Consider the following 24,694-nt stretch of genomic DNA (forward strand, 5'->3'; position numbering starts at 1 on the left):
TACGGCAAGTGCGCCCCCAAAACGGCAGGTCGTGGTAGGGCGAAGTGGTTTCGCGCGGTGCGGGCCGGGAAGGCGCCGGGGACGGGCGGGGGCCGACGGCACAGAGAGGTACCGGACGCGTGACGCTGATCGTGAACGAGGCCGAGCAGGGCGGATGGGCCGTGGTGCGCGTCCGCGGGGAACTGGACCTGGTGACCGCGCCGCAGGTCAGGCGGGTGGTCCACGACGCGGTGGCGGCGGGTCGGCACGATCTGGTGCTCGATCTGTCCGGGGTGCTGTTCTGCGACTCCAGCGGCGTGGGCGTACTGATCGCCAGTCGCCGCCTCATCCGCTCCTGCCGGGGCAGGCTCCGCCTGATCCTCCCGGCCCGGGGCGCGGTGGAGGGCTCACATGTGAACCGCGTCCTGGCGGCCCTCGGAGTACGCCGCCTGTTCGACGTCTACGGGGACGTGGCGACAGCGGCCCGCGAGGACGAGCAACCCCTGTCGGCCTAGCCGTCCGAGACCGAGGGGTGCGGGGAACGGTGCGAGCAACCCACCACCGGCCCGCAGACGGACCCCGGGCCAAAGGGGCCGCGGGGAACCGCGCGACCGGCCCACCACGGCCCGCAGACGAAACTCAGCCCCCGCCACCCCCGAACCTCTCCCGCAACTGATACTTCAGCACCTTCCGCAACGCGTCATTGCGCGGCAACGCGGCCACCACCTCCAGCCGCTCCGGCAGCTTGTGCACGGACAGCCCCTGCGCCCGCAGGTACGAGGTGACCGAGGGCAGGGTCAACTCATCGGCCCCCGGCGGCTGTTCGACCACCGCGCACACCAACTCCCCCCGTGACACATCCGGCAGCCCGATGACCGCCACATCCCCGACGGCCGGATGCGCGGCCAGCAGATCCTCGATCTCCTTCGCCGAGATGTTCTCGCCCTTGCGGATGATCACGTCCTTGAGCCGCCCGGTCAGCACCAGATGCCCGCTCGCTGTCACGAACCCCAGATCGCCCGTGCGCAGGAACCCGTCCGCGTCGAAGGCCTCGGCGCTCTGTACGGGGTCCAGATACCCCTGGCAGACGGCCTCCCCGCGCAGCCGCACCTCGCCGTCCACGATCCGTATCTCCATGCCCTCGGGCGGCCGGCCCTCCGTCGTCGCCAGGTTCTCCTCCGTGTCGTCCGGCGAGCCCATCGTGATCATCGGCACCTCGGTCATGCCGTAGCCGTGGGTGAGCTTCACCCCCATCTCCCGTACGACGGAGCGGTAGACCTCCGGCGGCTTGGGCGCCCCGCCGCCCGCGAGCAGCCGCAGCGAGGGGATCACCTTCGCGTCCGGCCGCTTGCGCTGCTCGGCCAGGAACATCGAGTAGAAGGCGGTCGACCCGCCCGCCACCGTGACGCCGTGCTTGCGGTACGCCTCCAGCGCCTCCGGCAGCGCGAACTGCTCGAACATCACCGCGGGGAAGCCGTACAGGAGCAGCATCACCGTGTAGTCGGGCCCGGCGATATGGGCGTACGGGAACGCCATCGAGCCGACGTCGTCCGCCGTCAGGTGCAGCGCGTGCGCCAGACAGGAGCCGCCCGCGATCAGTGAGCGGTCGGTGTGCAGGACGCCCTTGGGGTCGGAGGTGGTGCCCGAGGTCCAGTAGATCCAGCGGACCGCGGTGCCGTCGGCGGGCGGGGGCGGCAGGACGGCCGGGTCGCCGTCCGGGAGCGTCCCGTACGCCTCGAAGACGCCCCGCGCCCCGAGGCGGGCCGCCATCGCCCCGTGGTCGTACCCGCGCCACAGTCCCGGCACCGCGAAGAACTCCGCCCCCGACTCCCGTAGCGCGAAGCCCACTTCGCGGTCGCGGTAGAAGGGGATGACGGGCGACTGGACGGCCCCGATCCGGGCGAGGGCGAAGGAGAGGAGCGCGGTCTCGATCCTGGTGGGCAGCTGCCAGGCGACCACCGTGCCGGGCCGTACGCCCATGCCGTACAGGCCCGCCGCCACCCGCTCGGCGCGGTCGCGCAGCTCGCCGAAGGTCAGGACGCGGTCGTCCTGGAGCAGGACGGGCCGGCCGGGGGTGAGGGCGGCGCGCCGGGCGACCAGTTCCCAGAGGGTGTGCGAGGCGCCCAGTGCGTGTGCGGTGTCGTTCACTTCGACCCCCAGGAAGCACGTAGCTGACGGCATGTCAGATCGTGGCAGAGCGTAGGTCGTAGCGGCTTGTCGGTCCAGAGGCTCAGGGCTAGGCTTATTTCTGACGGGTCATCAGATAAGTCAGCCGGGCGGAGGCCACGCGTGACCGAACTGCCGAGCGTCGTCGGCGTCGACGACCATGTGAACCCCGCCCTCGACAAGGACCGCTCGTAGTGGACCTCACGTACAGCGACGAGGAGGAGGGCTTCCGGGCGCGGCTGAGGGAGTGGCTCGCGGCCGTGCTGCCGGGGCTGCCGCCGAAGCCGGACCCGCTGGACTGGCCGGGGCGGCGCGCGTACGACACCGGCTGGCAGCGCAGGCTGTACGACGCCGGGTACGCGCAGGTGCACTGGGGCGCGTCCGCCACCCGGCGGCTGATCCTCCTGGAGGAGACCGAGCGCGCCGGAGCCCCCTATGTCGGCGCGAACTTCGTGGGGCTGCTGCACGCGGGCCCCACCATCGCGGCCGAGGGCACCCGGGAGCAGCGCGCGCGGTGGCTGGAGCCGGTGCTGCGCGGGGACGAGGTGTGGTGCCAGGGGTTCAGCGAGCCCGACGCGGGCTCGGACCTGGCGGCGCTGCGGACCCGGGCGGTGCACGACGGGGACGCGTACGTGGTGAGCGGCTCCAAGATCTGGACCTCGCACGCGGAGGTCGCCGACTGGTGCGAGCTGCTGGTGCGCACCGACCCGGACGCCCCGAAACACCGGGGCATCACCTGGCTGGCGATGCCCATGGACGCGCCCGGCATCACGGTACGGCCGCTGCGCACCCTCGCCGGGTCGGACGAGTTCGCCCAGCTCTTCCTGGACGAGGTGCGGATCCCGGTCGGCAACCGGGTGGGCGCCGAGAACGACGGCTGGCGCGTGACCATGGTGACGCTCTCGTACGAGCGCGGCACGGCCTTCGTCGGCGAGGTGGTCGCCTGCCGCCGCGTCCTGGCGGAGATCGCCCGCGAGGCCCACAAGAACGGCACCTGGGACGATCCCGTGATCCGTCGCCAACTGGGCTCTCTGCGCGCCGAGTTCGGCGCGCTGTGGCGGCTGATCCAGTGGAATGTCAGCGAGTCGGAGCACACGGGAGGGGTCCCCGGGGTCGGCGGCTCGGTCTTCAAGCTGCGCTACTCGCACGCCCGCCAGGAGCTGTACGACGCGGCCGCCGCCGTGCTCGGCCCCGACGCCCTCGACCTCGGCCGCGAGTGGACCCTGGACCGGCTCTCCTCGCTCTCGTACACCATCGCCGCCGGCACCTCGCAGATCCAGCAGAACATCGTCGCCGAGCGGATCCTCGGCCTGCCGAAGGGCCGCTGATGGACTTCCGACTCACCGACGAACAGCGGGCGTTGAGGGCGGGCGTACGGGAGCTGCTCGCCCGGCGCTTCGACGCCGCCGCGCTGCGGGCCGCCGTCGACGGGGGAGGGCTCGACCGGGGCCTGTGGCGGGCGCTCGGCGAGGCCGGGTTCTTCGCCCTGCGGCTGCCGGAGGAGGGCGCTCGCCCCGTCGAGCAGCGCGATGATCCGCTCCCGCTGCTCCCAGGTCACGGCGTTCATGGCCGCGGGCCGGTCCAGCGTGATCCACGCGACCCCGCCGTCGGTGGTGTGGCGCACGGTCTCGGCGGCGGGCCGGGGTTCCCCGGCGGGATCGGCGCTCATGAGCACACCACCAGCGCGTCCAGCGCCACCGCCCCTTGCCCGCGCGGCAGCACCATCAGCGGGTTGATGTCCAGCTCCGCGAGCTCGCCGCCGAGTTCCAGGGCCATCCGCTGCACCCGCAGCACCACCTCCACCAGCGCGTCCACGTCGACCGGCGGCCCGCCCCGTACGCCCTCCAGGAGCGCCCGGCCGCGCAGCTCGCCGAGCATGTCGCGGGCCTGCTCCTCGCCGAACGGCGGTACGCGCACGGCCGCGTCGCCCAGGACCTCCACCAGGACGCCGCCCAGACCCACGGTCACGGTCGGCCCGAAGAGCGCGTCGTGGGTGACGCCGACGACCATCTCCACACCCCGGGCGACCATCTGGCAGACGAGCACGCCGTCCAGCTCGACGCCCTCGTACCGGGCGATGTCGGTGAGCTCGCGGTAGGCGTCGCGCACTTGGCTGGCGGAGGTCAACCCGACCTTGACCAGGCCGAGTTCGGTCTTGTGGGCGAGCCGGGTGCCCGAGGCCTTCATCACCACCGGGTAGCCGACCTGGCCCGCCGCCCGTACGGCCGCCGCCGCGCTGGTCACCAGCTGCTCGCGCGGCACCCGGATGCCGTACGCCCGCAGCAGCTGCTTGGCCGCGTGCTCGCTCAGCTGCCGGCCCGGCCGCATCAGCGCCGCGGCCTTGCGGAACGAGGGCGAGGGCACACGCGGCGCCTCGTCGAAGGGCGAGCGGTAGGAGGAGGTGAACCGGTGGTGGGAGAGATAGGCGCGCACGGCGCCTATGCAGTTGGCGAACGTACGGAAGGTGGCGACCCGGGACGAGCCGAGCAGCGTCTCGCGGTAGGCGGCCTCGGTGCCGACGGGCGAGCCCCACACCACGCACACCTGCTTGTCGGTGTGCTCCGCCGCCTCCACCAGATCCCGCGCCAGTCTGTCGCTCATCGGCGGGAACGGCCCGGTGATGGGGCAGATCAGAACGCCCACGGAGGGGTCGGCGAGGATCGCGTCGATGATCTTCCGCCCGCGCCAGTCGCCCACCGGGTGCCCGCCGTTGTCGACCGGGTTGGCCACGTTCAGATACGGCGGTATCCACTCGTGCAGCTCGGCCTGCTTGGCGTCGGAGAGTGTGGGGAGGGTCAGTCCGGCCGCCGTCGCCAGGTCCGCGAAGTGGGCGCCGGTGCCGCCCGAGATCGAGTAGACGACGACCCCGTCGGCCACCGGCGGGCGCGCCCGCGCCAGCAGGGCCGAGGTGTCCTGGAGCTCGTCGAGCCCGTCGACGCGGATCACTCCGTACTGCCGCATCGCCGCGTCGACCACCTGGTCCGCGCCGGTCAGCTTGCCGGTGTGGGAGGCGGCGGTGCGCGCCCCGGTCTCGGTGCGGCCTACCTTGACCGCCACCACGGGCACCCGCGCCCGCGCCGCCCGGTCGGCGGCCAGCAGGAAGGAGCGCCCGTCCTTGAGCCCCTCCAGATAGCAGGCGATGGCCCCGACCTCGGGGCGCTCGGCGAAGTACGAGATGAAGTCGGCGCTCTCCAGATCGGCCTCGTTGCCGGTGGGCGCCCAGTGGGAGAGACGCACTCCCAGTTCCTGGAGGGCGAACAGGGGGCGGCCCTGGTGACCGGACTGGGTGATCAGGGCGATCGCGGGCCCCTCCAGATCGTCCCGGAAGCGCTCGAAGGCGTTGAGGTTGGTGTTGGGGCCGAGCAGCCGCACCCCCGAGCGCTTGACGGCGGCGGCGAGGCGCTCCTGGGCGGCCGCGCCGTCCTGGCCGGTCTCGGCGAAGCCGGAGGCGAAGGCGACCGCGAACTTCACCTTGGCCTCGGCCAGTTCGTCGACCAGCGGAAGCGGGTCGCCGACCAGGAGCACGGCCAGGTCCACCTGCTCGGGCAGGTCCGCGAGGGACGCGGCACAGGGCAGGCCGAAGACGGAGTCGCGGGTGGGGTGCACCGGGTGGACGCGCGCGCCCACCCGCCCGGCCCAGGCGATCAGCTGGCGGGTGATCCCCGTGTTGGGGCGGCCCGGTGGAGTTCCGGGAGGGGGGAGGGGTGGCGGTACCGGTGTTCCGGCCGGAGGATTAGGTCTTTCCCCTGCGGGCCGTGGGTGGTTGCTCGCGCGGTTCCCCGCGCCCCTCGGGGGTCCTTCGCAGCCCAAGCAGGCCGCCCTCTGGGCCTTCACTTCTCCGGGTGCGGGTGGTTCCTGATCTCCACCGCCGCGTCGTACGCCTTGCCGTGATCCTTGGCCTCGCGCGCCTCGGACAGCTCTGCCGCCGGCGCGGTGCAGACCCCGCACCCGGCTGCGGGGGCGCAGTAGGGCGAACCGGTGGTCACCCTCATGGATCACGTGCGATCGCGCCACGCGCGCGGCCGCCGCCTGCGCCGAATCGTCCGGGGTCTCCTGGCACCGGCTGATCATGGACAGCAACGACACGGCGTACGGCTCGGTCTGGAGCAGTCCCGGAATGACGTCCGAGCAGTAGACGCGAAAGTTACGAGGGGGGCGTCTTGGCCTTCTCGATCCGCGAGGACTTCGACGCATGCCAGCCCGCGAGCACAGCCAGGTCACGACCGGTCAAGCCCGCGTCCATCCGCAGCTCGCGGAGTCGCGCGGCGACGCCTTCGCGGGCGGCTTGTGCGCTGGACGACGGGGACGCGGACATGAATGGGCTATCCGTAGGGTGGGACGGTCAGATCTTGTATTCGTCGTGCGGGGTGGCGCGCTGCATGACCATCACGTGTTCCATGCAATTCCGCCAAGGGGACGTGCAACGCCCTGTCTGCGGCCTACGGCCAAAGAAGCTCCCGCGCCCACCCCGAGGCCCCTTCCGCCTCACGCCGATACCGCAACCGCACATGCCGCCGCCGGGCATCCCCCTGGAAGAACTCGACCTCGACGGGGTCGAGGACGTACAGCGTCCAGCTCGGTACGGGCGTGGCGGGGGCGGCCGCGGCCCGGGCCCAGGCGTCCTCCGACGCCGTCGCGAGCTCGTCCAGGGAACCCAGCACCTCGCTCTGCCGCCCCACCAGCGCCGCGGCCAGCGCGCCCGTCGACCGGGCGTGCAGATCGGCCTGGGCGGCCTCCGGCCCGGCCGGGGCCACCGCGCCGCGCACCCGGACCTGGCGCCCCACGGCCGGCCAGTAGAACCCGAGCGCGGCCGACGGGCAGCCGGCGAGCTGGCGTCCCTTCGCGCTGCCGGAGTGCGACCCGAACGACCAACCGCCCTCATCCGCCCCGTGCAGCATCAACGTCCGTACGTCGGGACGCCCGTCCCCGTCCACCGTCGCGAGCGTCATCGTGTGCGGCTCGGCCTGCCCGGCGCGCCCGGCGTGCGTCAGCCACTCCTGGAAGAGCGGCACGGGCTCGTCGGGCGCGTCCTCCGGTACGAAGTGCGGCAGCTCGACGTCCCAGACGCGCAGGGTGTGCAGGTACTCCTGGAATTCCATGCGCAGATTGTCACCCGCCGCTCGCGCGCCCCCTGCTCGCGAGCCACTCCTCGCGCTTCAGGGCGTACTCGATGCGCCCCCCGTTCACCTCCCCAGGACCACCGTCCCGGACGAGCAGAACCAGCCTCCCGTGCCGGAAGCCACGGCGAGTTCGGGGAGGCGGCCGTCGGCCTTGTGGACCTGGCCCGGGCCCGCTTCGCCGCGCAGCTGCCGTACCGCCTCGACGAGGAGGAACAGCCCCCGCATCCCGGGATGGCACGCGGAGAGCCCGCCGCCGTCGGTGTTGACGGGCAGCTCGCCACCGGTCAGCAGCCGCCCCTTCTTGACGAACGCGCCCCCTTCCCCCTTCTCGCAGAACCCGAGGTCTTCGAGGGTGACGAGGGTCATGTACGTGAAGGCGTCGTAGATCTCGGCGAGGTCGATGTCGGCGGGGCGCACTCCGGCGCGCTCGAAGGCGATCCGGCCGGAGACGGCGGCCGGGGAGACGGTGAAGTCGTCCCACTCGGACATCGTCGTGTGCGAGACGGCCATGCCCGAACCCAGCACCCAGACAGGGGCCTTGGCGGTGTCGGGTACGTACTCCGCCGCCGCGAGCAGCACCGCGCAGCCGCCGTCGGAGCGGATGCAGCAGTGCAGCTTGGTGAAGGGGTCGGCGATCATCGGCCCCGACAGGACGTCGTCGACGGTGATGGGGTCGCGGAACATCGCGTCCGGGTTGGTCGCGGCGTTGGCGCGCGCCTGTACGGCGATCTCGGCGAGCTGCTCGACCGTGGTGCCGTACCGGTGCATATGGCGGCGCGCGGCCATCGCGTACTTCGAAACGAGGGTGTGCCCGTAAGGAACTTCGAATTGCAGGGGGCCGCGCCCGCCGAACGAGAGATTCGAAGTCCTTCGCCCGGCCTTGATGTCGGCGCGGGCGGTCGAGCCGTAGACGAGGAGTACGGCGTTGGCGTGCCCGGCGGCGATGGCGTCCACGGCGTGCCCGGCCATCACCTCCCAGGTGGCGCCGCCGACGCCGGTGGAGTCGACCCAGGTCGGCTTGAGCCCCAGGTACTCGGCGACCTCGACGGGCGCGAGCGTCCCGAGCCCGGCGGACCCGAACCCGTCGACGACGCTCCGGTCGAGCCCGGAGTCCGCGAGCGCCCTGCGGGCGGCCTGGGCGTGCAGGGCGTACGGGGTGGCTTCGTCGACGCGGCCGGTGTCGGAGAGGGCGGTGCCGACGACGGCTACGGGGCGGGGGTGGGAGCACGTGAGGGCTGCCATAGATCTGACGGTACATCAGTTCTCTGTTGCTCACCCCGACGGTCTCGAAAGTCCGTGCCTGACCATCGGCCGGATCGTGGCCGAATGCGAAGGATCCGTATACCTCCGTCCGCCCGGTGGCGGCAGCGAATGGAGCGTGCCGCCGCATCAGGTGCGGCCCCGCACCGAGGCGGAGCCGCGCAAGGCGCTGTCGCTGTCGGCGGCGGTCGTCACCTTCCCGTGGGCGTGACCGAAGGGGGCGCTCGGGGGCGTGGCCCCGGAAGGACGTTGCGGCCGGGCGCCTCTGGAGGGTTCGGGGGAGGGGTGGCTCGGCAGAAACTGATGTACCGTCAGATTCGCTGGGTCGCCCCGCCCCGCCCACCGGGAGGACAGGCTCATGGACGTCGACTTCACCCCAGAGCAGCAAGAGATCCGCCGCACCCTCCGCACCCTGCTCACCAAGCGCTGCGGCCCGGACGAGGTCAAGGCCGCCGCCAGGACCCCGGCGGGGTACGACCGTGCCCTGTGGGGACAGGTCGCCGTCGAGATGGGGCTGCCGGGGCTCGCGGTCCCCGAGGCGTACGGCGGGGTCGGCTGCGGGGCCGGCGAGCTCGCGCTCGCCGCCGAGGAGACCGGCCGCGCCCTCCGGACCTGCCGGTACGGGCCCGGCTGCTCACGGGGGAGGAGCGTACGGCGGCCTGGCGGGCGGCGCTGGTGTTCTGGCCCCCGTACGCCGCGTACCAGGCCCGCGTCGAGCGTGAGATACGGCTCTTCCGGCTGGAGGAGAGGCAGGGGCGCGCGGACGGGAACGGGAACGGGAACGCCGACGGGGTTCACCTTGGTGAACCGCCGTCGGCGTGACAGGACTTGAGGGCGCGTCCGGCGGCCACCGCGTCGGCGCGAGGGCGCTCGCCCCGGCGCGGACCCGGGCCGATCCGGGCCGATCCGTGTGCCGCGGCCGCCGGGGCTACTTCGTCGGCTTCTTGCCGGTGATGCCCAGGTGCACCAGCAGCGCCAGGTTCGGCTTCAGCTCCGCCTGTTTGACGCCCCAGGTCTGGAAGCCCTTCTGGTGCGAGGCGACGGCCGCGAGCATCGCGACGATCGAGCCCGCCATCGCCGCCGGGCTGACGTCCTTGTCGACCTTGCCCTTCGACTGGAGTTCCTTCACCGCGTCCGTAAGGGAGTTGTTCACGGAGTTGAGGATCTTCATGCGGATCTTGTAGAACCGCTTGTCGCCCTCGGCCGCGCCCAGATCCACCACCCGCAGGATCGCGTCGTTCTTGCGCCAGAAGTCGAGGAACCCCTCGACCAGTTCCTCGGCTGTCTGCCAGCCGGCCTTGCCGACCCAGGAGCGGCCCTCCACGAGGGAGGTCAACGCCGCGCCCTCCTTGGCCATTTCCTCCGCGATCTCCAGGACGGCGCCCTCGACGTCGGGGAAGTACTGGTAGAAGGTCGCGGGTGAAGTGCCCGCCTTCCGCGCCACATCGATGACTTTCACGTCCCGGTACGGCGAGGAGCTGAGCATCTCGCTGAGGCAGTCGAGCAGCTTCTGCCGCGTCGCCTGGCCGCGTCGGCCGGCCACGCGGCCGTCGACGGTGCGTACTTGTCCTGTCATGCCGTCAGCTTACCGAGGGGTGATCGGAGCGCGATTCGGCCGACTGCAAATGGGGGCCGGGGGTTGACGGCGGCGGGGAACGGGCCCGCCCGCCCGCGCGCCGGGCGCCCGTACTCCGCGGCGGCCCGGCCATCCCGCGGGCGCCCCCGGCATCGCGCGCCCGTCCGCCACTCGAATGGTGTTATCAACAGCCTGTGGACACGCTCTGTGGACAACCCCTGCGGGAAAAGGGCGCGGGCGCCTACAGTGGGGGCAAAGAGGTTCATTTGTTCGATTTATGCCACTGCGGGGTGCGGGCGGGGCCGTTACCTTCACCGCGTAGCGGCACCCGCGTCTCGTACCGCACCCCGGGCGGGGCCACCCAGGAAGGAACCAGGCGCATGGGCGGATTTCCGGAAGGCGCGCCGTGCTGGGCCGACGCGACGCTGCCCGACCTCGCGGCGGGCAAGCGGTTCTACGGCGCGCTGATGGGCTGGACCTTCGACGACGACGCCGAGGAGCGGTCCGGGCACTACACGAACGCCTTCAGCGGGGGAAAGCGCGTCGCCGCCCTCGTCCCCAAGCGGGACGGCCGGATGCCCACCGCCTGGGGCGTCTACTTCGCGACCCCCGACGCCAGGGCCCTCGCCGTACGGATCAGGGCGGCGGGCGGCCAGCTGGTGAGGGACCCGGTACAGCTGCCTCCGTACGGGACGATGGCGGTCGCCGCCGACCCCGGCGGCGCGGTCTTCGGCCTCTGGCAGGGCGCCGGGCACACCGGCTTCGAGAAGAGCGGCGAGCCGGGCGCCTTCTGCTGGACCGAGGTCTACACCCGGGACGCGGCCCAGGCCGACCGCTTCTACGAGGCGGTCTTCGGCTTCGAGGGCCGGGACCTGGAAGAGACCGACGGCGACTTCCGCACGTGGTCACCCGCGGGCTCCGAGCCCGGCCCCGACACGGCCTTCGGCGGCCGCAGCCTCATAGGGGACACCTTCCCCGCCGAGATGCCCGACCACTTCCTGGTCTACTTCGCGGTCGGGGACTGCGACGCCACGGCCGCGGCCTGTGTCGAGCTGGGCGGCCGCGTCACCGCCGAGCCGTTCGACATCCCGTACGGGCGCATGGCGGTCCTCGCCGACGACCAGGGAGCGAGCTTCGCCGTCCTCCAGATGGAGTGAGCGGGGAGCGACCGAAAGAACCGAATGAGGGGGCGGGGATGTCCGGATCGACAGGGGACATCCCGGTCTGTACTCGGGTTGGCCACCGGGCGCCTCCGGCAGGAAGAATCGGGGTGCCGCGTGAGACGCTGCACGGGGCCTTGTTGTGACGCGTTGATACTTAGGGCCCGTACGGGGAGGTGGCAGGCAAGTGGAGCAGCTGACGCAGCACGACCCGAGGCGGATCGGCCCCTTTGAGGTGCTGGGACGGCTCGGTGCCGGCGGCATGGGGCTGGTCTATCTGGCGCGCTCGGCGTCCGGCCGCCGCGTGGCGATCAAGACGGTGCGCACGGAGCTCGCCGAGGACCAGCTGTTCCGGGTCCGCTTCACCCGCGAGGTGGAGGCGGCCCGCGCGGTCAGCGGCTTCTACACGGCGGCGGTGGTCGACGCCGACCCGCGCGCGGCCGTGCCGTGGCTGGCCACCGCGTATGTACCGGCGCCCTCGCTAGAGGAAATAGTGAATGAGTGCGGGCCGCTCCCGGCCCAGGCGGTGCGCTGGCTCGCGGCCGGTATCGCCGAGGCGCTGCAGTCCATCCACGGGGCGGGCCTGGTCCACCGAGACCTCAAGCCGTCCAACGTCCTGGTGGTCGAGGACGGCCCCCGGGTGATCGACTTCGGTATCGCGTCCGGTGTCTCCAACACCCGGCTGACCATGACGAACGTGGCGGTGGGCACGCCCGCGTACATGTCGCCCGAGCAGGCGAAGGACTCGCGCAGCGTGACCGGTGCGAGCGATGTGTTCTCGCTCGGCTCGACCCTGGTCTTCGCGGCGACCGGCCATGCCCCCTTCCACGGCGCCAACCCGGTCGAGACCGTCTTCATGCTGCTGCGCGAGGGGCCGGACGTCACGGGTCTGCCCGACGAGCTGCGCCCGCTGATCGAGTCCTGTATGCAGATGGAGGCCGCGCTGCGGCCCTCGCCCGAGGACCTCCAGGCGCAGCTCGCCCCGCATCTCTTCGGCGGTTCCGACGACAGCGGCACCGCGTCCGCGTGGCTGCCCGACCGCTCGGTGGCGATGATCGAGCAGCGCCGGGGCGGCGGCCGGGCCAAGCCGGTCGTGCAGCCCGTGGACCCCTCGCCGCCGCCCCGCCCGCCGTACCAGCCGCCGCATCAGCCGTCCCTGCCCGAGGCCGTGCCGGACGGGCCCGTGCGGCTGGCCGGGGCGAAGGTGCCGATCGGCCCGGGACCCCGGGTCCTGGACGGGACGCGTGCCACGGCCGAGGCCAGCCCCGCCACGGGGTGGGTCAGATTCCCGGCCGGCGGCCCCCTGGCCAGACCGGACCGGCCCCCGGCGAACGGGGCACCGGCGGCGACGGCACCGCCCGTCCGTATGTCGCCGGCCGCGACGCCCCCTCCGCGTCGCCGCGGCCGGCCCCCGCCCAGCAGTGGTACTCAGGCCTCTTCGGAACCCGCGTGGTTCTCCTGGGGCTTGAGCACACCCGAACCGATCAGGCCCGCGTGGTTCTCCATGGGCTTGACCGGGCCGCCCGTGCCTATGACCCCGGCGTGGTTCTCCAGCGGCTTCACCAAGTCGCCGTCCAGCAGGCCCGCGTGGTTCTCAAGGGGCTTGATGGTGGCGTCGCCACCGAGCAGGCCCGCGTGGTTCTCCATCGGGCGGATCGTGCCCGTACCCGTGCCGGAGCCCGGGCTCCCCGCGTGGTTCTCCTGCGTGGTGGTGTCGCCGATCTCGGGCTTGTTACCGTCACTCATCGTGTTCAGCTCCCCTGAGTTTGCTGCATGTCGTGCTGTGAACGGTGCCCGCCCGGCGGCTCCCCCGAGGGTCGCCGGACGGGCACTGCAAGGGCCGTCCACACTAGCGGGGAGGCCCACCGTCGACCCGCCTGCCCCCCGACGCGGCGGATCGTTGAGTAAGAGAGTGCCGAGGGGCGATAAACGAAGGCTAAACGGCGTCGGCAACACCTTGGACAGCGCTTGGACGGCCGCCCGGGCGGCAGGCACGCGAAAGCCCAGGGCCTGGTGAAAGCCCTGGTGGCAGCGGGGTCCGTACCCGCTACGCCGCCGCCATCGGGCTCAGCAACTGCCGTACGTCCTTGGCCTCCGCCGCGCCCGTCGACTCGTAGATGGCCAGCGCCTCGCGCCAGCAGGCCCGCGCCCGGTCGGCCTGGCCGAGCTGGTCCAGGGCCCGGCCCAGGGTCGTCAGGACGTTGCCGCGCATCCACTCGCCGCCGATGCAGCGCAGCGCCAGCGCCTGCTCCGCGTGCTGGGCCGCCCGGGCCGGGCGGCGCGCCGCGAAGTGCGCCTCGGCGATACGGAAGTGCGTGGTGCCCTCCCACAGGCGCTGGCGGTTGTCCTGGAAGACCTGGAGGGCCTGGCCGAGCTGGGAGAGCGCCTCGTCCAGGCGGCCCGCCCGGGTCAGCGCGATGCCCAGCGCGAAGCGGCCGTTGGCGACCCGCAGGGCGAGCCCCATCTCGCTGAAGATGTCGAGGCCTCGCTGGGCGAGCTCGACCGCGCTCGCGGTGCGGCCCATGTTCACGTGGATACGGGCCAGGTTGCACAGCGCGCTGGCCTCGCCCGGCCGGTTGCCGTCGGCGCGGTAGTTGTCGATCGCCTCCTGGAGGAAGCGCTCTCCGTCGGCGTGCCGGTTCTGGTAGAAGGCGATGATCCCGCGGTCGGTGGGGGCCGCCCCGGCCGGCATCGGGTCGCCGGCCTCCTTGGCGAGCAGCGAGGAGACCCTGGCCTCCTCGTCGGCCTGCTCGAAGCGGCCGGAGACGAGCAGCACGGTGGAGAGCGCGAGCCGGGCCCGCGCCTCGGCGCTCGCGTCGCCCCGCTCGTGCGCGGCGTCGCGCACCGCCGCCGCCGTGGTCTCGTACTGCCGTGAGTTGGCCCCCGACTCGGCGAGGTCCTTCACCGCCCACAGCAGGTCCACCGCGCGCCGCAGCACCGCGGGGTCGCCCGCGCACTGGTGCACACACGCCAGCAGGCAGTTCGCCTCGGCGTACAGCCAGTCCACGGCCGCGTGCCCGTCGGCGAAGGCGAGACCGGGGTACTGGGTCGGCGCCAGGTGCTCCACCAGCCGGTCGCCGGGCCGCTCGATCGCGTACACCCGGGCGGCGGTGGCCAGATAGAAGTCGAGCAGCCGCGACATGGCCTCGGCCCGCTCGGACGGCGGGTCCTCGTCGCGCTCGGCGCACGAACGCGCGTAGAGCCGTACGAGGTCGTGATAGCGGTAGCGGCCTGGAGCCGCCGACTCCACCAGGCTGGTGTCGACGAGGGATTCGAGCAGGTCCTCGGTCTCCTGGAGCGGCAGGTCGAGTACGGCGGCGGCCGCGGCCAGCGAGATGTCCGAGCCGTCGGGCAGGCCGAGGAGGCGGAAGGCGCGGGCCTGGGCGGGCTCCAGCTGGCCGTAGCCGAGTTCGAAGGTGGCCTTGACCGCGAGGTCGCCCGCCTGGAGCTCGTCCAGGCGGCGCCGCTCGTCGGCGAGCTTGGCGGCGAGGACCGAGACGGTCCAGGTGCGCCGCGAGGCGAGCCGGGAGGCGGCGATCCGGATCGCCAGCGGCAGGAAGCCGCAGGCGGCCACCACGTCGAGCGCCGACTGGCGCTCCGCGCCCACCCGCTCCTCGCCCACGATCTTGGTGAAGAGCTGGAGGGCCTCCTCCGGGGACATCACGTCCAGGTCGACCAGATAGGCCCCGGCCAGGTCCAGCATCCGGATGCGGCTGGTGACCAGGGCGGCGCAGCCCGCCGTGCCGGGCAGCAGGGGGCGCACCTGCGCCGCGTCGCGCGCGTTGTCGAGCAGGACCAGGACCCGGCGGCCGTCGAGCGTGGAGCGGAACAGGGCCGCGCGCTCCTCCAGCGAGTCGGGGATGGACGCGTCGGGGGTGCCGAGCGCCCGCAGGAACGCGCCGAGCACCGCCTCCGGCTCGCAGGCGCGCGGCCCGGTGCCCTGGAGGTCGACGTAGAGCTGGCCGTCGGGGAAGTGCGGGCGGGCCGTGTGGGCGACGTGCACGGCGAGCGTCGTCTTGCCGACGCCGCCGATCCCGGCCAGCGCGGAGACGGCCATGACGGTGGACTCGGCGGCGGCGAGCCGCGCCGACAGCTCCTGGACGAAGGAGACACGGCCGGTGAAATCGGGCACCGAGGCGGGAAGTTGGGCCGCCCGGACGGGCGCCGGGGCGGCGGGCGCCTCGGCGGGCCTGGCCAGGTCCTCGTCCGCCTGCAGGATCCGCTGCTGGAGCCGGGAGAGCTCGGGGCACGGGTCCACGCCGAGCTCGTCGGCGAGCAGCCGCCGGGTGTCCGCGTACACCGCGAGGGCCTCGGCCTGGCGTCCGCTGCGGTAGAGCGCGAGCATCAACAGCTCCCGCAGCCGCTCGCGCAGCGGGTACGCGGCGGGCAGCCGCTCGCGCAGCGGGTACGCGGCGGTGAGCGCGGTCAGTTCGGAGACGGCCTCGGCGTGGCACCCGGCGTCCAGCTCCATGTCGAGCCGCGCCTCGGTGAGCTGGAGGCGCCACTCGACGAGCCGGGTGCGCTCGGTGTCGGCGTGCGGGCCGGGGATCCCGGCGAGCGGCTCGCCGGTCCACAGCGCGAGCGCGGACTTGAGCAGCTCGCGCGCCCGGACCTGGTCCCCGCCGGCCCGTGCCTTCTCGGCCTCGACGGACAGCTCCTGGGCGGCGGCGAGGTCCAGGACGCCGGAGGAGAGCCGCAGGGCGTAGCCGCCGGACTCGCTGACCAGCACGCCCGGGCCCAGCGTCTTGCGCAGCCGCGAGGCGTACGTCCGTACCGCGGCCAGCGCCTGGAGGGGCGGTTCGTCGCCCCAGATGGCGTCGATCAGCTCGGCGGCGGTGGCGGTACGGCCGTCGCGCAGCAGCAGCACGGCGAGCAGCGCGCGCTGCTGCGGCGCGCCGGACACCAGCGCCTCGGCGCCGCGCCATACGCGCACGGGTCCGAGCACGCCGAAGCGCAGGCCGACGGTGTCCGCGGCCTCTTCGGCGTCCGCCGGCAGGACCGGAGCCCGCTGCTCCGGAATGCGCGGCTCGCCGTTTCGGTCCATAGCGACCCCCTGTGCCCCCGTAGCGCTGGTAATGCCCGTGCCAGTCTGCCCTGTCCATGGCATGCGCGTCAGCTACGGGTGACGCTCCGCACAAGGCCTCCGCACACTTTCGTTACACCTCACCGGCGCATGTCCACGGGCCCGCCCGGGGGATGGACAGGCGTCACGGGGCGGGGCGTGAGGGGCGAATGGCCGACGAGTGATGGGTGAGTGGCCGAGGGGTGACCGGTAACGGGGTGGCGGAGCGGCCGAATCGCGCGGGGCTTTGGCCGAAGCGCGCCCGTACGACTAGCTGACGGATCGTCAGATCAGGTCTACGGTGAAGAGCCATGGAGACCATGGAGACTGTGGAGACCGTGGAAAGCTTCCCGAGGATCATCTCGGTGGACGACCACACGGTGGAGCCGCCGCACGTCTGGCAGGCCCGGCTCCCGTCGAAGTACCGGGACTCGGGCCCGCGCATCGTCCGCGCGCCGCTCAAGGAGATGACCTTCCTCGGCGGCAAGTTCGCGCCGGTCATGGGCGCACAGGGGGACGAGGGCCCGATCGGCGACTGGTGGGTGTACGAGGACCTGCACCGCCCGCTGACCCGCCTGGACACGGCGGTGGGGTACTCAAGGGACGAGATACGCCTCGAAGTGATCACCTACGAGCAGATGCGGCCGGGCTCGTACAGCGTCCCGGAGCGGCTCGCCGACATGGACGTCAACCACGTCCAGTCGGCGCTCTGCTTCCCCACGTTCCCGCGCTTCTGCGGCCAGACGTTCACGGAGGCGCCCGACCGGGAGCTGGGGCTGCTCTCGGTGCGGGCGTACAACGACTGGATGGTGGAGGAGTGGTGCGGCCCGCAGGCGCGCGGCCGGCTGATCCCGCTGACCCTGATCCCCCTGTGGGACGCGGAGCTCGCGGCGGCGGAGGTCCGGCGCAACGCGGCGCGGGGCGTACGGGCGGTGGCCTTCTCCGAGATCCCGCCCCATCTGGGCCTGCCCTCCATCCACACCGACTACTGGGACCCGTTCCTGGCGGCGTGCGACGAGACGGGCACGGTGATCGCGATGCACATCGGCTCCTCGTCCCGGATGCCGTCGACATCGGCGGACGCGCCCCCCGCCGTCGGCTCCACGATCACCTTCGCCAACTGCTGCTTCTCGATGGTCGACTGGCTGATGAGCGGCAAGTTCGAACGCTTCCCCGGGCTGCGGGTGATGTACGCGGAGGGTCAGATCGGCTGGATCCCCTACATCCTGGAGCGCGCGGACGTGGTGTGGGAGGAGAACCGAGGCTGGGGCGGAGTCGCGGACAAGGTCCACCGCCCCCCGTCCGAACTCTTCGCCGAGCACGTCTACGGCTGCTTCTTCGACGACGCGTTCGGGCTGCGCAACCTGGGGGCGATAGGAGTGGGCAACGTCCTGTACGAGACGGACTACCCCCACTCCGACTCCACCTGGCCGAAGTCGAAGGAGGTGGGCGAGTCCCAGATGGCCCACCTGCGACCGGATGTGGTGGAACGGATCGTCCGGGGCAACGCGATTGCCTTGCTGGGGCTGACGGGGGAGGGGCTGTGGGCGGGCTAGCGGACCGCCGCGCCCCTCTCTGGCCCGGACTTCACCTGCGGCCCGGTGGGGGCTGGTCGCGCAGTTCCCCGCGCCCCTGAGGGGGATGCTCGGCTCGGGCCCGAGTGGGCTCCCTGGGAAGCGACTTCACCTGCGACCCTGTGCGGGCTGATCGCGCAGTTCCCCGCGCCCCGAAAAGCCTGTGGATCTGCGGACCGCGCTGGGTTGCTCGCGCAGTTCCCCGCGCCCTGAAAGCCTGTGGCTGAGCTGGGTTCTCCGGCTGCGGCCGACTGCCCAAGGGGCGCGGGGAACTGCGCGAGCAACCCGGTACGGTCCGCAGGTGAATCGGTGGTTTGGGGGCGTAGCCCTGTGAGCGGGGTCCGGGGGCGTGGCCCCCACCCACCCCCGGAGGGTTCAGGGAAGCCCCGATGCTCGTAAGTAAGTGTTCTGAAGGGTAGTGCCTGGTCAGGACACAAGGAAGCCCCGCCCGGCACTGTGGGCGAACAGGACTAGTCCCTGTCTGATCTAGGGGCTAACGAGCGGAACGACGCTTCCACGACGGGCAGCACCCCGTCACTACCCTGCACGGGGGTAGCGCCGTCTCATCTGGCGCGCTCAGATGGGCTATGGACATTCAGGGCGGTGTACTACGAGGACGCACATGGGCGAAGCGACTTTCGTTGCCGTTTGCGGTGCTTGGCACAGTCGCACTTGCGCGGCCAGTACCCGCCGGGCTTCCAGCTTTCCGAGGTGCGCCTAGCGGACGAGTTCGGCGTGAACCGGGACACGCTGCGGAAGTCGACCAGGGCGCTCCGGGAAGCGGGCTGGATCACGACCACGCCGAGCATGGGTTCTTTCGTCGCTGAGTCCCTGCCCGCCGAGGACGAGCACCAGAGGAACGAGTAGCCCCGCCCGTCCCCAGATAAGGAATGCCGGGGCGAACGGGGCTGGTCGCGGGGGCATGGTTCCGACTTCCTACGCTGCTGCTTGCTCCAGGGCCTTGCAGACGTCCTGAATCGTGGGGCGGTCCTGGGCGTGGTAGCTCAACATGTCGGTGATGAGCGCTCCGAGTGAGCCAGCGACGTTCACAGGGCGGTGCCTGCCATTGACGATCGCTTGCCGTTGCACTGGCCGCGACGCGTCGTCCGGGTACTCGACGTGCCGCCATCCTGTCGCCGCCATGAACAAAGTTGCCCCCAGCGCGTACACGTCCGCTTCTCGCGTCGGGACCGCCGAGCCGTCTTCCAGTACACGGCGGGAAATCTCGGGGCTCTCGTAGTGGACGAGACACCCTCGGTACGCGAAGTCGAACTGCTCGGGGATCTCGGCCCCGCGGGCTAGGGCAAGATCAATGAGGGCTGCCCTCGCCGGCTCGTCCCTTACGAGGAAATGGGCGGGCTGCACGTCACCGTGGACATAGCCCCGCTCGTGCAGCTCGGCGAGGGCGCGCGCACAGGCCAGAGCGTCAGGCAGGGGCGGACGGGACGCGCCGTCTCGGGTCCTGTGGGGTTCCCAAAGGTGTTGCAGGTCCGTGCCCGCGTGCCATGGCTGAACGTTCCAAGTGCCGTGGTCCCACTGGCCATACGTCACCGCGGCTGCGCCCAGGGCTTGTAGGATGACGCCTTCGCGGGCGGGCGCCAATGCCGTCCACGCGTGCGTCTTGCTCGCATAGCCCAGCTTGATCACGACGCGACCCATGGGCGTCTCTACGTCCCACACCGTTGAGCCGCGCCGGTTCAGTACGAGACGCTGAGATGTAGGTGTCACGGGGATGTGGTCAGGGATTTCGAATGGACCGCTTCCGGTCATCGACTTGTCCTCTCAATGGCAGGGGCCGACCCCTGGGAGAGGTCGGCCCCTCAGCTCAGGCGAGACTAGTGGCCGTGGTGGTAGTCGCGCCCGTCGTCACTGTCGCCTGTCGACGGGTTACCCCCTCCGCTGTCGCTGTCGTCGCCGCTGTCGCCGTTGTCGTCACCGTTACCGCCTGCACTCCCGTACGGTCGACCACAGTCCGAGTCGCACTGTGCGGCGCTCTTGCCGTTCACGGCCCACAGCTCATCCAGGACCATGAACCCGGCGGCTTTCATGGCGTGCGTGGACCTGGTGACGGCTTCCAGAGTTCGGCCACCGCCCCCGGGGCGCGGGTTATGGTGCAGGAACCGCCCCGCGTGCTGCCCGCAGAACGCGGCGTAATCCTCGGTGTGCAGCATGAACGCGTGTAACGCGTGGTCCACGTCGTCACTCGGCACCATGGGGACGCTCGCCGTTGCTGCGGTCGCGACGAATGCGAGTGCCTGGTCCGTCTGCCGCTCGGCCCGTTCCTGGTCTTGACCGAAGTGGGTCACGGTGAACTGCACGATGCTTCGGAACAGTTCGTCGCTGACGAGCCCGCGGCCCGTCTTCAGATCGGTCTCTACTGCTGTCATGGTGCGGTACCTCCTCGTTGGAGTGGTGCACTGCACTTGCCGTCCGCCCTGGTGCACTCGACCAAAAGCGATCACTAGGGCGGAGTCTGGGGTTACGGCAGGGCCCCGGCTTCCGGAGCCTTTGGGCGGCCGGGGCCCCTCCCCCATCTGCCCCCCACACATCCGGCAAGGAGATCCACCGTCATGGCCCGACCACTCCACACCCACCGCATCCGCACCCGGGCGGGCGGCGCCGCCGGGGCGGCCGTCGCGGCCCTGGCGGCGCTCCTGTCGCTGACCGGCGCCTCACCGGCCGCCGCCGACGCCCCCACCGTCCCGGACGGGGCGATCGCCACGTACAACACCGTCACCCCGATCAGCACCAACGGCCTGGGCCTTCAGAACGACGGCGGCCGTGAGCACGGGCGCGTCGCCGCCTTCGAGTCCGCCCACCCCGCGCTCCAGCGGGTCAGGACGGCCGACATGCTCGCCACCACCTCCGACACCACCGCGGGCCGCCCGCTGTGCCACACCTCCCCCATCACCGGAGCCGAGGGCTTCTGCTGGTCCCCCGAGGACGACGCCACCGGCTCCTGGATCCCGCAGGGGCTGACCGGGTCCGGTGAATCCCCCCAGTCCCAGGCGCTGGTCAACGGCCGCAAGGTCCTGATCGCCAGTTGGTACGGCCCCGACGGGACCGAGCGGATCACGTTCGCCGACGTCACCGACCCGGCCCATGTCACCTACCGGCACGTCCAGTTGGTGTCTCTCAACGACGACGGCGGCGACTTCGTCCCCCTCACCCACGCCCATGCGCACGGCGTCGTCTGGGCCGGCAGCAGGCTGTACGTCGCCGGCAACGGCAGCAGCCTCGACGTCTTCGACCTCAACGACCTGTGGAAGATGGACGTCACCTCCGACACGGCCGTCGGCATGGACGGCGCGGGCAAGGCCCACGGCAACGGCCACCCCTACGTCCTGCCGCGCCAGGGCGTCTACACCTACACCGGGGCGGGCGAGGGCTGCGCCGCCTATGCCGGGCTGCCCCAGCGTCCCTGCATCACCTCCGCCTCCCTCGACCTGAGCGGCTCCCAGCCCGCCCTGGTGACCGCCGAGGGCGATCCCTACAAGGTGGAAGGCGACTTCGGCAGGGCCACCGCGCCCGTCGTGCGCTGGCCCATCGACCCCGTCTCGGGCGTCCTCAAGGCCGACGCCTCGGGCCGGGTGGCCGCCGCGGAGGCCTTCGCCTCTCCCATGGGCGGCGCCCAGGGCATCGCCATGAACAAGGGCCGTTTCACGATCTCGGGCCCCTGCCCGGAGTTCGTCCCCGCCGAGCACCAGGAAAAGGATCACGTCCACAACTTCGAGAACTGCCTCTACCACGCCAGGCCCGGCGAGCCGGTGCGGCTGATCACCCGGGCCCCGGTCAACCTGGAGAACCTCTCCTACTGGCCCGGCTCCGACCAGCTCTGGATGCTCAACGAGGTCCCCGGCGGCCGCGTCGTCGAGCACACGCCCTGGCCCGGCGAACCCGCCCGTACGGGCATGACCGAGCTGACAGCGGCCGACTTCACCGGTGACGGCGCCGAGGACGTCGTCGGCGTCGAGACGACCACCGGCAAGCTCTGGCTCTACCCGGGCACCGGCCGCGGCACGCTCGGCGACCGCGTCCAGATCGGCTCGGGCTGGGGCGCCATGAGCAAGCTCGCCGCGGCCGACTTCACCGGCGACGGCAAGGCCGATCTGGTCACCGTGGAGGCCGCCACCGGCGACCTCCACGTCTACCGGGGCACCGGCAGGGCGAGCGGCATGACCACGCTCGGCGACCGCGTCCGTATCGGCACCGGCTGGAACACCATGCGCGAACTCACCGCCCTGGACCTCACCGGGGACGGCCGGCCCGACCTCGCCGCCGTCGACGTCGACGGCACCCTGTGGGCGTATCCGGGCAGCGGCGGCGCCGGGATGAACACCCTCGGCAGCCGCGCCCGGATCGGTTCGGGCTGGGACGGCATGACCGAGCTCACCAGCCCCGGCGACCTCAACACTGACGGGGCCGCCGACCTGATGGCCGTGGACCGCACCGGAGGACTGTGGAGCTACCCGGGTACGGGCCGGCTCGACGGCACCGCCACCCTCGGCGACCGTACCCGGGCGGGCACCGGCTGGAACACCATGCGCGGGCTCGTCGGCGCGGACTTCAACGGCGACGGCAAGGGCGACCTCGCGGCCGTGGAGGCCCCCTCCGGCTCCACCGGCGGCTTCTACCTCTACCCCGGCACGGGCGGCTCGGCCCTGGGCGACCGCACCCGGATCGGCACCGGTTGGTGACTCCTGGCTCCACCGTGTGCCCGGCCTCCGCGCCGGGCACACGGCTTGTCCCACGACCCGGCGCGACCCGCGCAGGCTTCAGGCCCACCCGCACCGCCGAGCGCTAGCCCGGCCGCCCCACCTCGACCACTCCCGTCTCGTACGCCGCGATCACGGCCTGGGCCCGGTCGCGGACGCCGAGTTTGCCGAAGAGGCCGGTGATGTGGTTCTTGACGGTGGAGCCGCTGACGCTCATCGCCTCGGCGATCTCCGCGTTGTCGAGGCCCGTGGCCATCAGCCGCCACACCTCCGCCTCGCGCGGTGTCAGACCGTCCACCCGCGCGAGCGGCGGTCCGGGGCGCTCGGGGGCCCGTACGTACGTGGAGATCAGTCGGGTCATCAGTCGCGGCGCGACGGCCGCCTCGCCCGTGTGCACCACCCGTACCGCCGCCACCAGTTCCTCCGGCGAGATGTCCTTCGGCAGGAACCCGAAGGCACCGGCGCGCAGCGCGGCCACCACGTACTCGTCCATGTCGAAGGTGCTCAGCGCCAGCACCCGGCAGCCGGGCAGCTCCCGCGCGAGGCGGCCGGTCGCGGCGACGCCGTCGAGCACCGGCATGCGGATGTCCATCACCACGACGTCGGGGCGCAGCCGGTGCGCGAGCGCCACCGCTTCCTCGCCGTCCGCCGCCTCGCCCACCACCTCGAAGGCCGGGTCGGGCGTGAGGATCAGCGCGAGTCCACGCCGTACGAGCGGCTGGTCGTCCGCGATCAGCACCCTGATCGGCTGCGGTTCCCTCACGTCGTCCGTCGTCCCGTTCATCGCAGCGCCCCCTCGTCAGCCGTCAGCGGCAGCCGGGCCGTCACCCGGAATCCCGCCTCTTCCAGGAAACCGGCCTCGAACGTCCCGCCGTGCAGCGCGGCCCGCTCCCGCATCCCCACCAGTCCGTAGCCGGAACCCGTTGCGCCGGCCGCTCGTGCGAGTCCCGCGTCGGCGCCCGCCCCGTCGTCCGACACCTCCACCACCACGCCGTCCGGTTCGTAGGCCAGCCGCACCCGGGCCCGTGCCTCGCCCGCGTACTTGCGCGCGTTGGTCAGCGACTCCTGCACGATCCGGAAGACGGTCAGGCCCACGCTCGGCGGCAGCGGACGCTCGCTGCCGCGTATGTCGAGGGCGGTGGGAAGCCCGGCCCGGCACGACTCGGCGACGATCCGCTCCAGGTCGGCGATGCCGGGCTGCGGGGCGGTCGGCTCGTCCTCGGCCTCGTCGCCGGCCCGCAGTACGTCCAGGAGTTGGCGCATCTCGCGCAGCGCCATGCGCCCGGAGCCCTCCAGTTCGACCAGTGCCTCCCTGGCCACCTCCGGATCACGGGCGAGGTTGGCCCGGGCGCCCCCGGCCATCAGCTGCATGGTGGTGATGTGGTGCGCCACGATGTCGTGCAACTCGCGTGCGATCCGGCGCCGTTCGGCCGCCACGGCCCGGTCCGCGAGCAGTCGGCGGTTGGCCGCGATGTCGCGCTGCCAGCGGTTCATCACGGCCGCCGCGATGACCACGATCACCGCGGCGAGTATGTTGCCCGCCACTTCCATCAGTGAGAGCCGCGGCCACTTCGTCCAGTCGATCAGAGCCGCGACCGCGCACGCCGCCGACGCCGCCGCCACGGGCGCGCTCCTGAGCCGTACGACGGTGTAGAGCGCGACCACGGCGGCGGCGCCGAAGTGCTGGGGCGTCGGCACGGTGAGCGTCAGACCTATGCCCAGCAGGAGCACGGCCGCGAGCCCGAGCACCGGTGCGCGCCGCCGCACCAGCAGCGGCAGCGCGGCCGCCACCACCAGCACGCATCCGGCCACCGGCACCTCGCCCTGCTCCGCCTGGCTGGCGAAGGAGAAACTGATCAGGTCCATGACCCCGGCGCCGATCGCGACCAGGCCGTCGTTGCGCGTCCAGGGCACCGCGTCGCCGCTCTGCGGTGTTTGTGGGGCCCGAGGCTCGGGGCTCGTGGTCACCATGACGGTCCTGACTCTGTGAGTAGCGGCTACGGCCGCCGACAGTGCGTCACGACCCCTTTTCCATGATCCCAGTCTCGCACCGGGGACCGGCCCTGCCCCGGGCCCTCGGTC

Annotated in this window: 17 protein-coding genes and 6 pseudogenes; 10 read left to right on the forward strand and 13 right to left on the reverse strand. The window is 72.2% G+C overall.

From position 1 onward, the window contains the following. Window positions 1–119 precede the first annotated feature (119 nt). Entirely contained in the window at window positions 120–494 is a 375-nt protein-coding gene (locus tag A8W25_RS18800; protein ID WP_067162977.1) for an STAS domain-containing protein, read from the forward strand. A 124-nt stretch (window positions 495–618) separates the two neighbouring features. Here the strand turns inward: A8W25_RS18800 and A8W25_RS18805 are convergent, their stop codons facing one another. Beyond that, on the reverse strand, window positions 619–2,127 hold the full coding sequence (locus A8W25_RS18805) for a class I adenylate-forming enzyme family protein (RefSeq protein ID WP_067162979.1): 1,509 nt from the start codon (window positions 2,125–2,127) through the stop codon (window positions 619–621). A gap of 212 nt (window positions 2,128–2,339) precedes the next feature. Between A8W25_RS18805 and A8W25_RS18810 the strand changes: the two genes are divergently transcribed. Both A8W25_RS18810 and A8W25_RS32580 read left to right on the forward strand, forming a co-directional pair. Next, window positions 2,340–3,473: an acyl-CoA dehydrogenase family protein gene (locus A8W25_RS18810; RefSeq protein WP_067162982.1), complete on the forward strand. Its 1,134-nt coding sequence runs from the start codon at window positions 2,340–2,342 to the stop codon at window positions 3,471–3,473. Beyond that, window positions 3,473–3,649 (forward strand): annotated as a pseudogene (locus A8W25_RS32580) (acyl-CoA dehydrogenase family protein); the annotation flags it as partial. The gene A8W25_RS18810 and the pseudogene A8W25_RS32580, both read left to right, overlap by 1 nt. A 161-nt stretch (window positions 3,650–3,810) precedes the next feature. On the opposite strand, the pseudogene A8W25_RS18815 reads toward A8W25_RS32580, so the two are convergent. The 6 genes and pseudogenes from A8W25_RS18815 to A8W25_RS18825 form a co-directional block, all read right to left on the reverse strand. Next, window positions 3,811–5,823, reverse strand: a pseudogene (locus A8W25_RS18815) (acetate--CoA ligase family protein); the annotation flags it as partial. A gap of 152 nt (window positions 5,824–5,975) precedes the next feature. After that, window positions 5,976–6,137 (reverse strand): hypothetical protein, encoded by a 162-nt coding sequence (locus A8W25_RS34445; RefSeq protein ID WP_199831809.1) that lies wholly within the window; start codon window positions 6,135–6,137, stop codon window positions 5,976–5,978. 49 nt (window positions 6,138–6,186) lie between these two features. Continuing rightward, window positions 6,187–6,339 (reverse strand): annotated as a pseudogene (locus A8W25_RS35600) (hypothetical protein); the annotation flags it as partial. Continuing rightward, window positions 6,290–6,460 carry a helix-turn-helix transcriptional regulator gene (locus A8W25_RS35605; RefSeq protein WP_324616234.1) on the reverse strand — a complete coding sequence of 57 codons (171 nt, stop codon included), beginning with the start codon at window positions 6,458–6,460 and terminating at the stop codon, window positions 6,290–6,292. The gene A8W25_RS35605 and the pseudogene A8W25_RS35600, both read right to left, overlap by 50 nt. A 124-nt stretch (window positions 6,461–6,584) precedes the next feature. Then, window positions 6,585–7,244 (reverse strand): pyridoxine/pyridoxamine 5'-phosphate oxidase, encoded by a 660-nt coding sequence (locus A8W25_RS18820; RefSeq protein WP_067162983.1) that lies wholly within the window; start codon window positions 7,242–7,244, stop codon window positions 6,585–6,587. A gap of 84 nt (window positions 7,245–7,328) precedes the next feature. Further along, window positions 7,329–8,507 (reverse strand): thiolase C-terminal domain-containing protein, encoded by a 1,179-nt coding sequence (locus tag A8W25_RS18825; RefSeq protein WP_067162985.1) that lies wholly within the window; start codon window positions 8,505–8,507, stop codon window positions 7,329–7,331. Window positions 8,508–8,883: 376 nt separating this feature from the next. Here A8W25_RS18825 and A8W25_RS35025 point away from each other — a divergent pair. Both A8W25_RS35025 and A8W25_RS35030 read left to right on the forward strand, forming a co-directional pair. Then, a pseudogene (locus A8W25_RS35025) lies at window positions 8,884–9,132 on the forward strand (acyl-CoA dehydrogenase family protein); the annotation flags it as partial. Continuing rightward, window positions 9,126–9,347 (forward strand): annotated as a pseudogene (locus A8W25_RS35030) (nitroreductase/quinone reductase family protein); the annotation flags it as partial. The pseudogenes A8W25_RS35025 and A8W25_RS35030, both read left to right, overlap by 7 nt. Before the next feature lie 106 nt (window positions 9,348–9,453). Here A8W25_RS35030 and A8W25_RS18835 read toward each other — a convergent pair. Further along, window positions 9,454–10,101, reverse strand: coding sequence for a TetR family transcriptional regulator (locus tag A8W25_RS18835; protein ID WP_067162989.1), 648 nt, complete (start codon window positions 10,099–10,101; stop codon window positions 9,454–9,456). A gap of 380 nt (window positions 10,102–10,481) precedes the next feature. On the opposite strand from A8W25_RS18835, the gene A8W25_RS18840 reads away from it, so the two are divergent. Beyond that, entirely contained in the window at window positions 10,482–11,258 is a 777-nt protein-coding gene (locus A8W25_RS18840) for a VOC family protein (RefSeq protein WP_067162990.1), read from the forward strand. A 190-nt stretch (window positions 11,259–11,448) separates the two neighbouring features. Continuing rightward, complete coding sequence (locus A8W25_RS35610) at window positions 11,449–13,278, forward strand: serine/threonine-protein kinase (RefSeq protein ID WP_324616235.1); 1,830 nt, start codon at window positions 11,449–11,451, stop codon at window positions 13,276–13,278. A gap of 30 nt (window positions 13,279–13,308) precedes the next feature. Here the strand turns inward: A8W25_RS35610 and A8W25_RS18850 are convergent, their stop codons facing one another. Beyond that, window positions 13,309–16,305 carry an AfsR/SARP family transcriptional regulator gene (locus A8W25_RS18850; RefSeq protein ID WP_067162991.1) on the reverse strand — a complete coding sequence of 999 codons (2,997 nt, stop codon included), beginning with the start codon at window positions 16,303–16,305 and terminating at the stop codon, window positions 13,309–13,311. Between the two features lie 356 nt (window positions 16,306–16,661). On the opposite strand from A8W25_RS18850, the gene A8W25_RS18855 reads away from it, so the two are divergent. After that, on the forward strand, window positions 16,662–17,879 hold the full coding sequence (locus tag A8W25_RS18855; RefSeq protein ID WP_324616275.1) for an amidohydrolase family protein: 1,218 nt from the start codon (window positions 16,662–16,664) through the stop codon (window positions 17,877–17,879). 675 nt (window positions 17,880–18,554) lie between these two features. Next, window positions 18,555–18,764: a GntR family transcriptional regulator gene (locus A8W25_RS18860; protein ID WP_234386503.1), complete on the forward strand. Its 210-nt coding sequence runs from the start codon at window positions 18,555–18,557 to the stop codon at window positions 18,762–18,764. 69 nt (window positions 18,765–18,833) lie between these two features. Here A8W25_RS18860 and A8W25_RS18865 read toward each other — a convergent pair whose 3' ends face one another. Both A8W25_RS18865 and A8W25_RS18870 read right to left on the reverse strand, forming a co-directional pair. After that, window positions 18,834–19,544, reverse strand: coding sequence for a protein kinase domain-containing protein (locus A8W25_RS18865; protein WP_324616236.1), 711 nt, complete (start codon window positions 19,542–19,544; stop codon window positions 18,834–18,836). 299 nt (window positions 19,545–19,843) lie between these two features. Further along, window positions 19,844–20,284 (reverse strand): annotated as a pseudogene (locus tag A8W25_RS18870) (glycine-rich domain-containing protein); the annotation flags it as partial. A gap of 183 nt (window positions 20,285–20,467) precedes the next feature. Between A8W25_RS18870 and A8W25_RS18875 the strand changes: the two are divergent. Continuing rightward, window positions 20,468–22,594 carry an FG-GAP repeat domain-containing protein gene (locus A8W25_RS18875; protein WP_067162997.1) on the forward strand — a complete coding sequence of 709 codons (2,127 nt, stop codon included), beginning with the start codon at window positions 20,468–20,470 and terminating at the stop codon, window positions 22,592–22,594. Between the two features lie 103 nt (window positions 22,595–22,697). Here the strand turns inward: A8W25_RS18875 and A8W25_RS18880 are convergent, their stop codons facing one another. After that, on the reverse strand, window positions 22,698–23,396 hold the full coding sequence (locus A8W25_RS18880; RefSeq protein WP_067162999.1) for a response regulator: 699 nt from the start codon (window positions 23,394–23,396) through the stop codon (window positions 22,698–22,700). Continuing rightward, entirely contained in the window at window positions 23,393–24,583 is a 1,191-nt protein-coding gene (locus A8W25_RS18885; RefSeq protein WP_067163001.1) for a sensor histidine kinase, read from the reverse strand. The genes A8W25_RS18880 and A8W25_RS18885 overlap by 4 nt, the downstream gene beginning before the upstream one ends. Window positions 24,584–24,694 lie beyond the last annotated feature (111 nt).

It is taken from the genome of Streptomyces sp. ERV7, assembly GCF_001653515.1.
GTDB lineage: Bacteria > Actinomycetota > Actinomycetes > Streptomycetales > Streptomycetaceae > Streptomyces.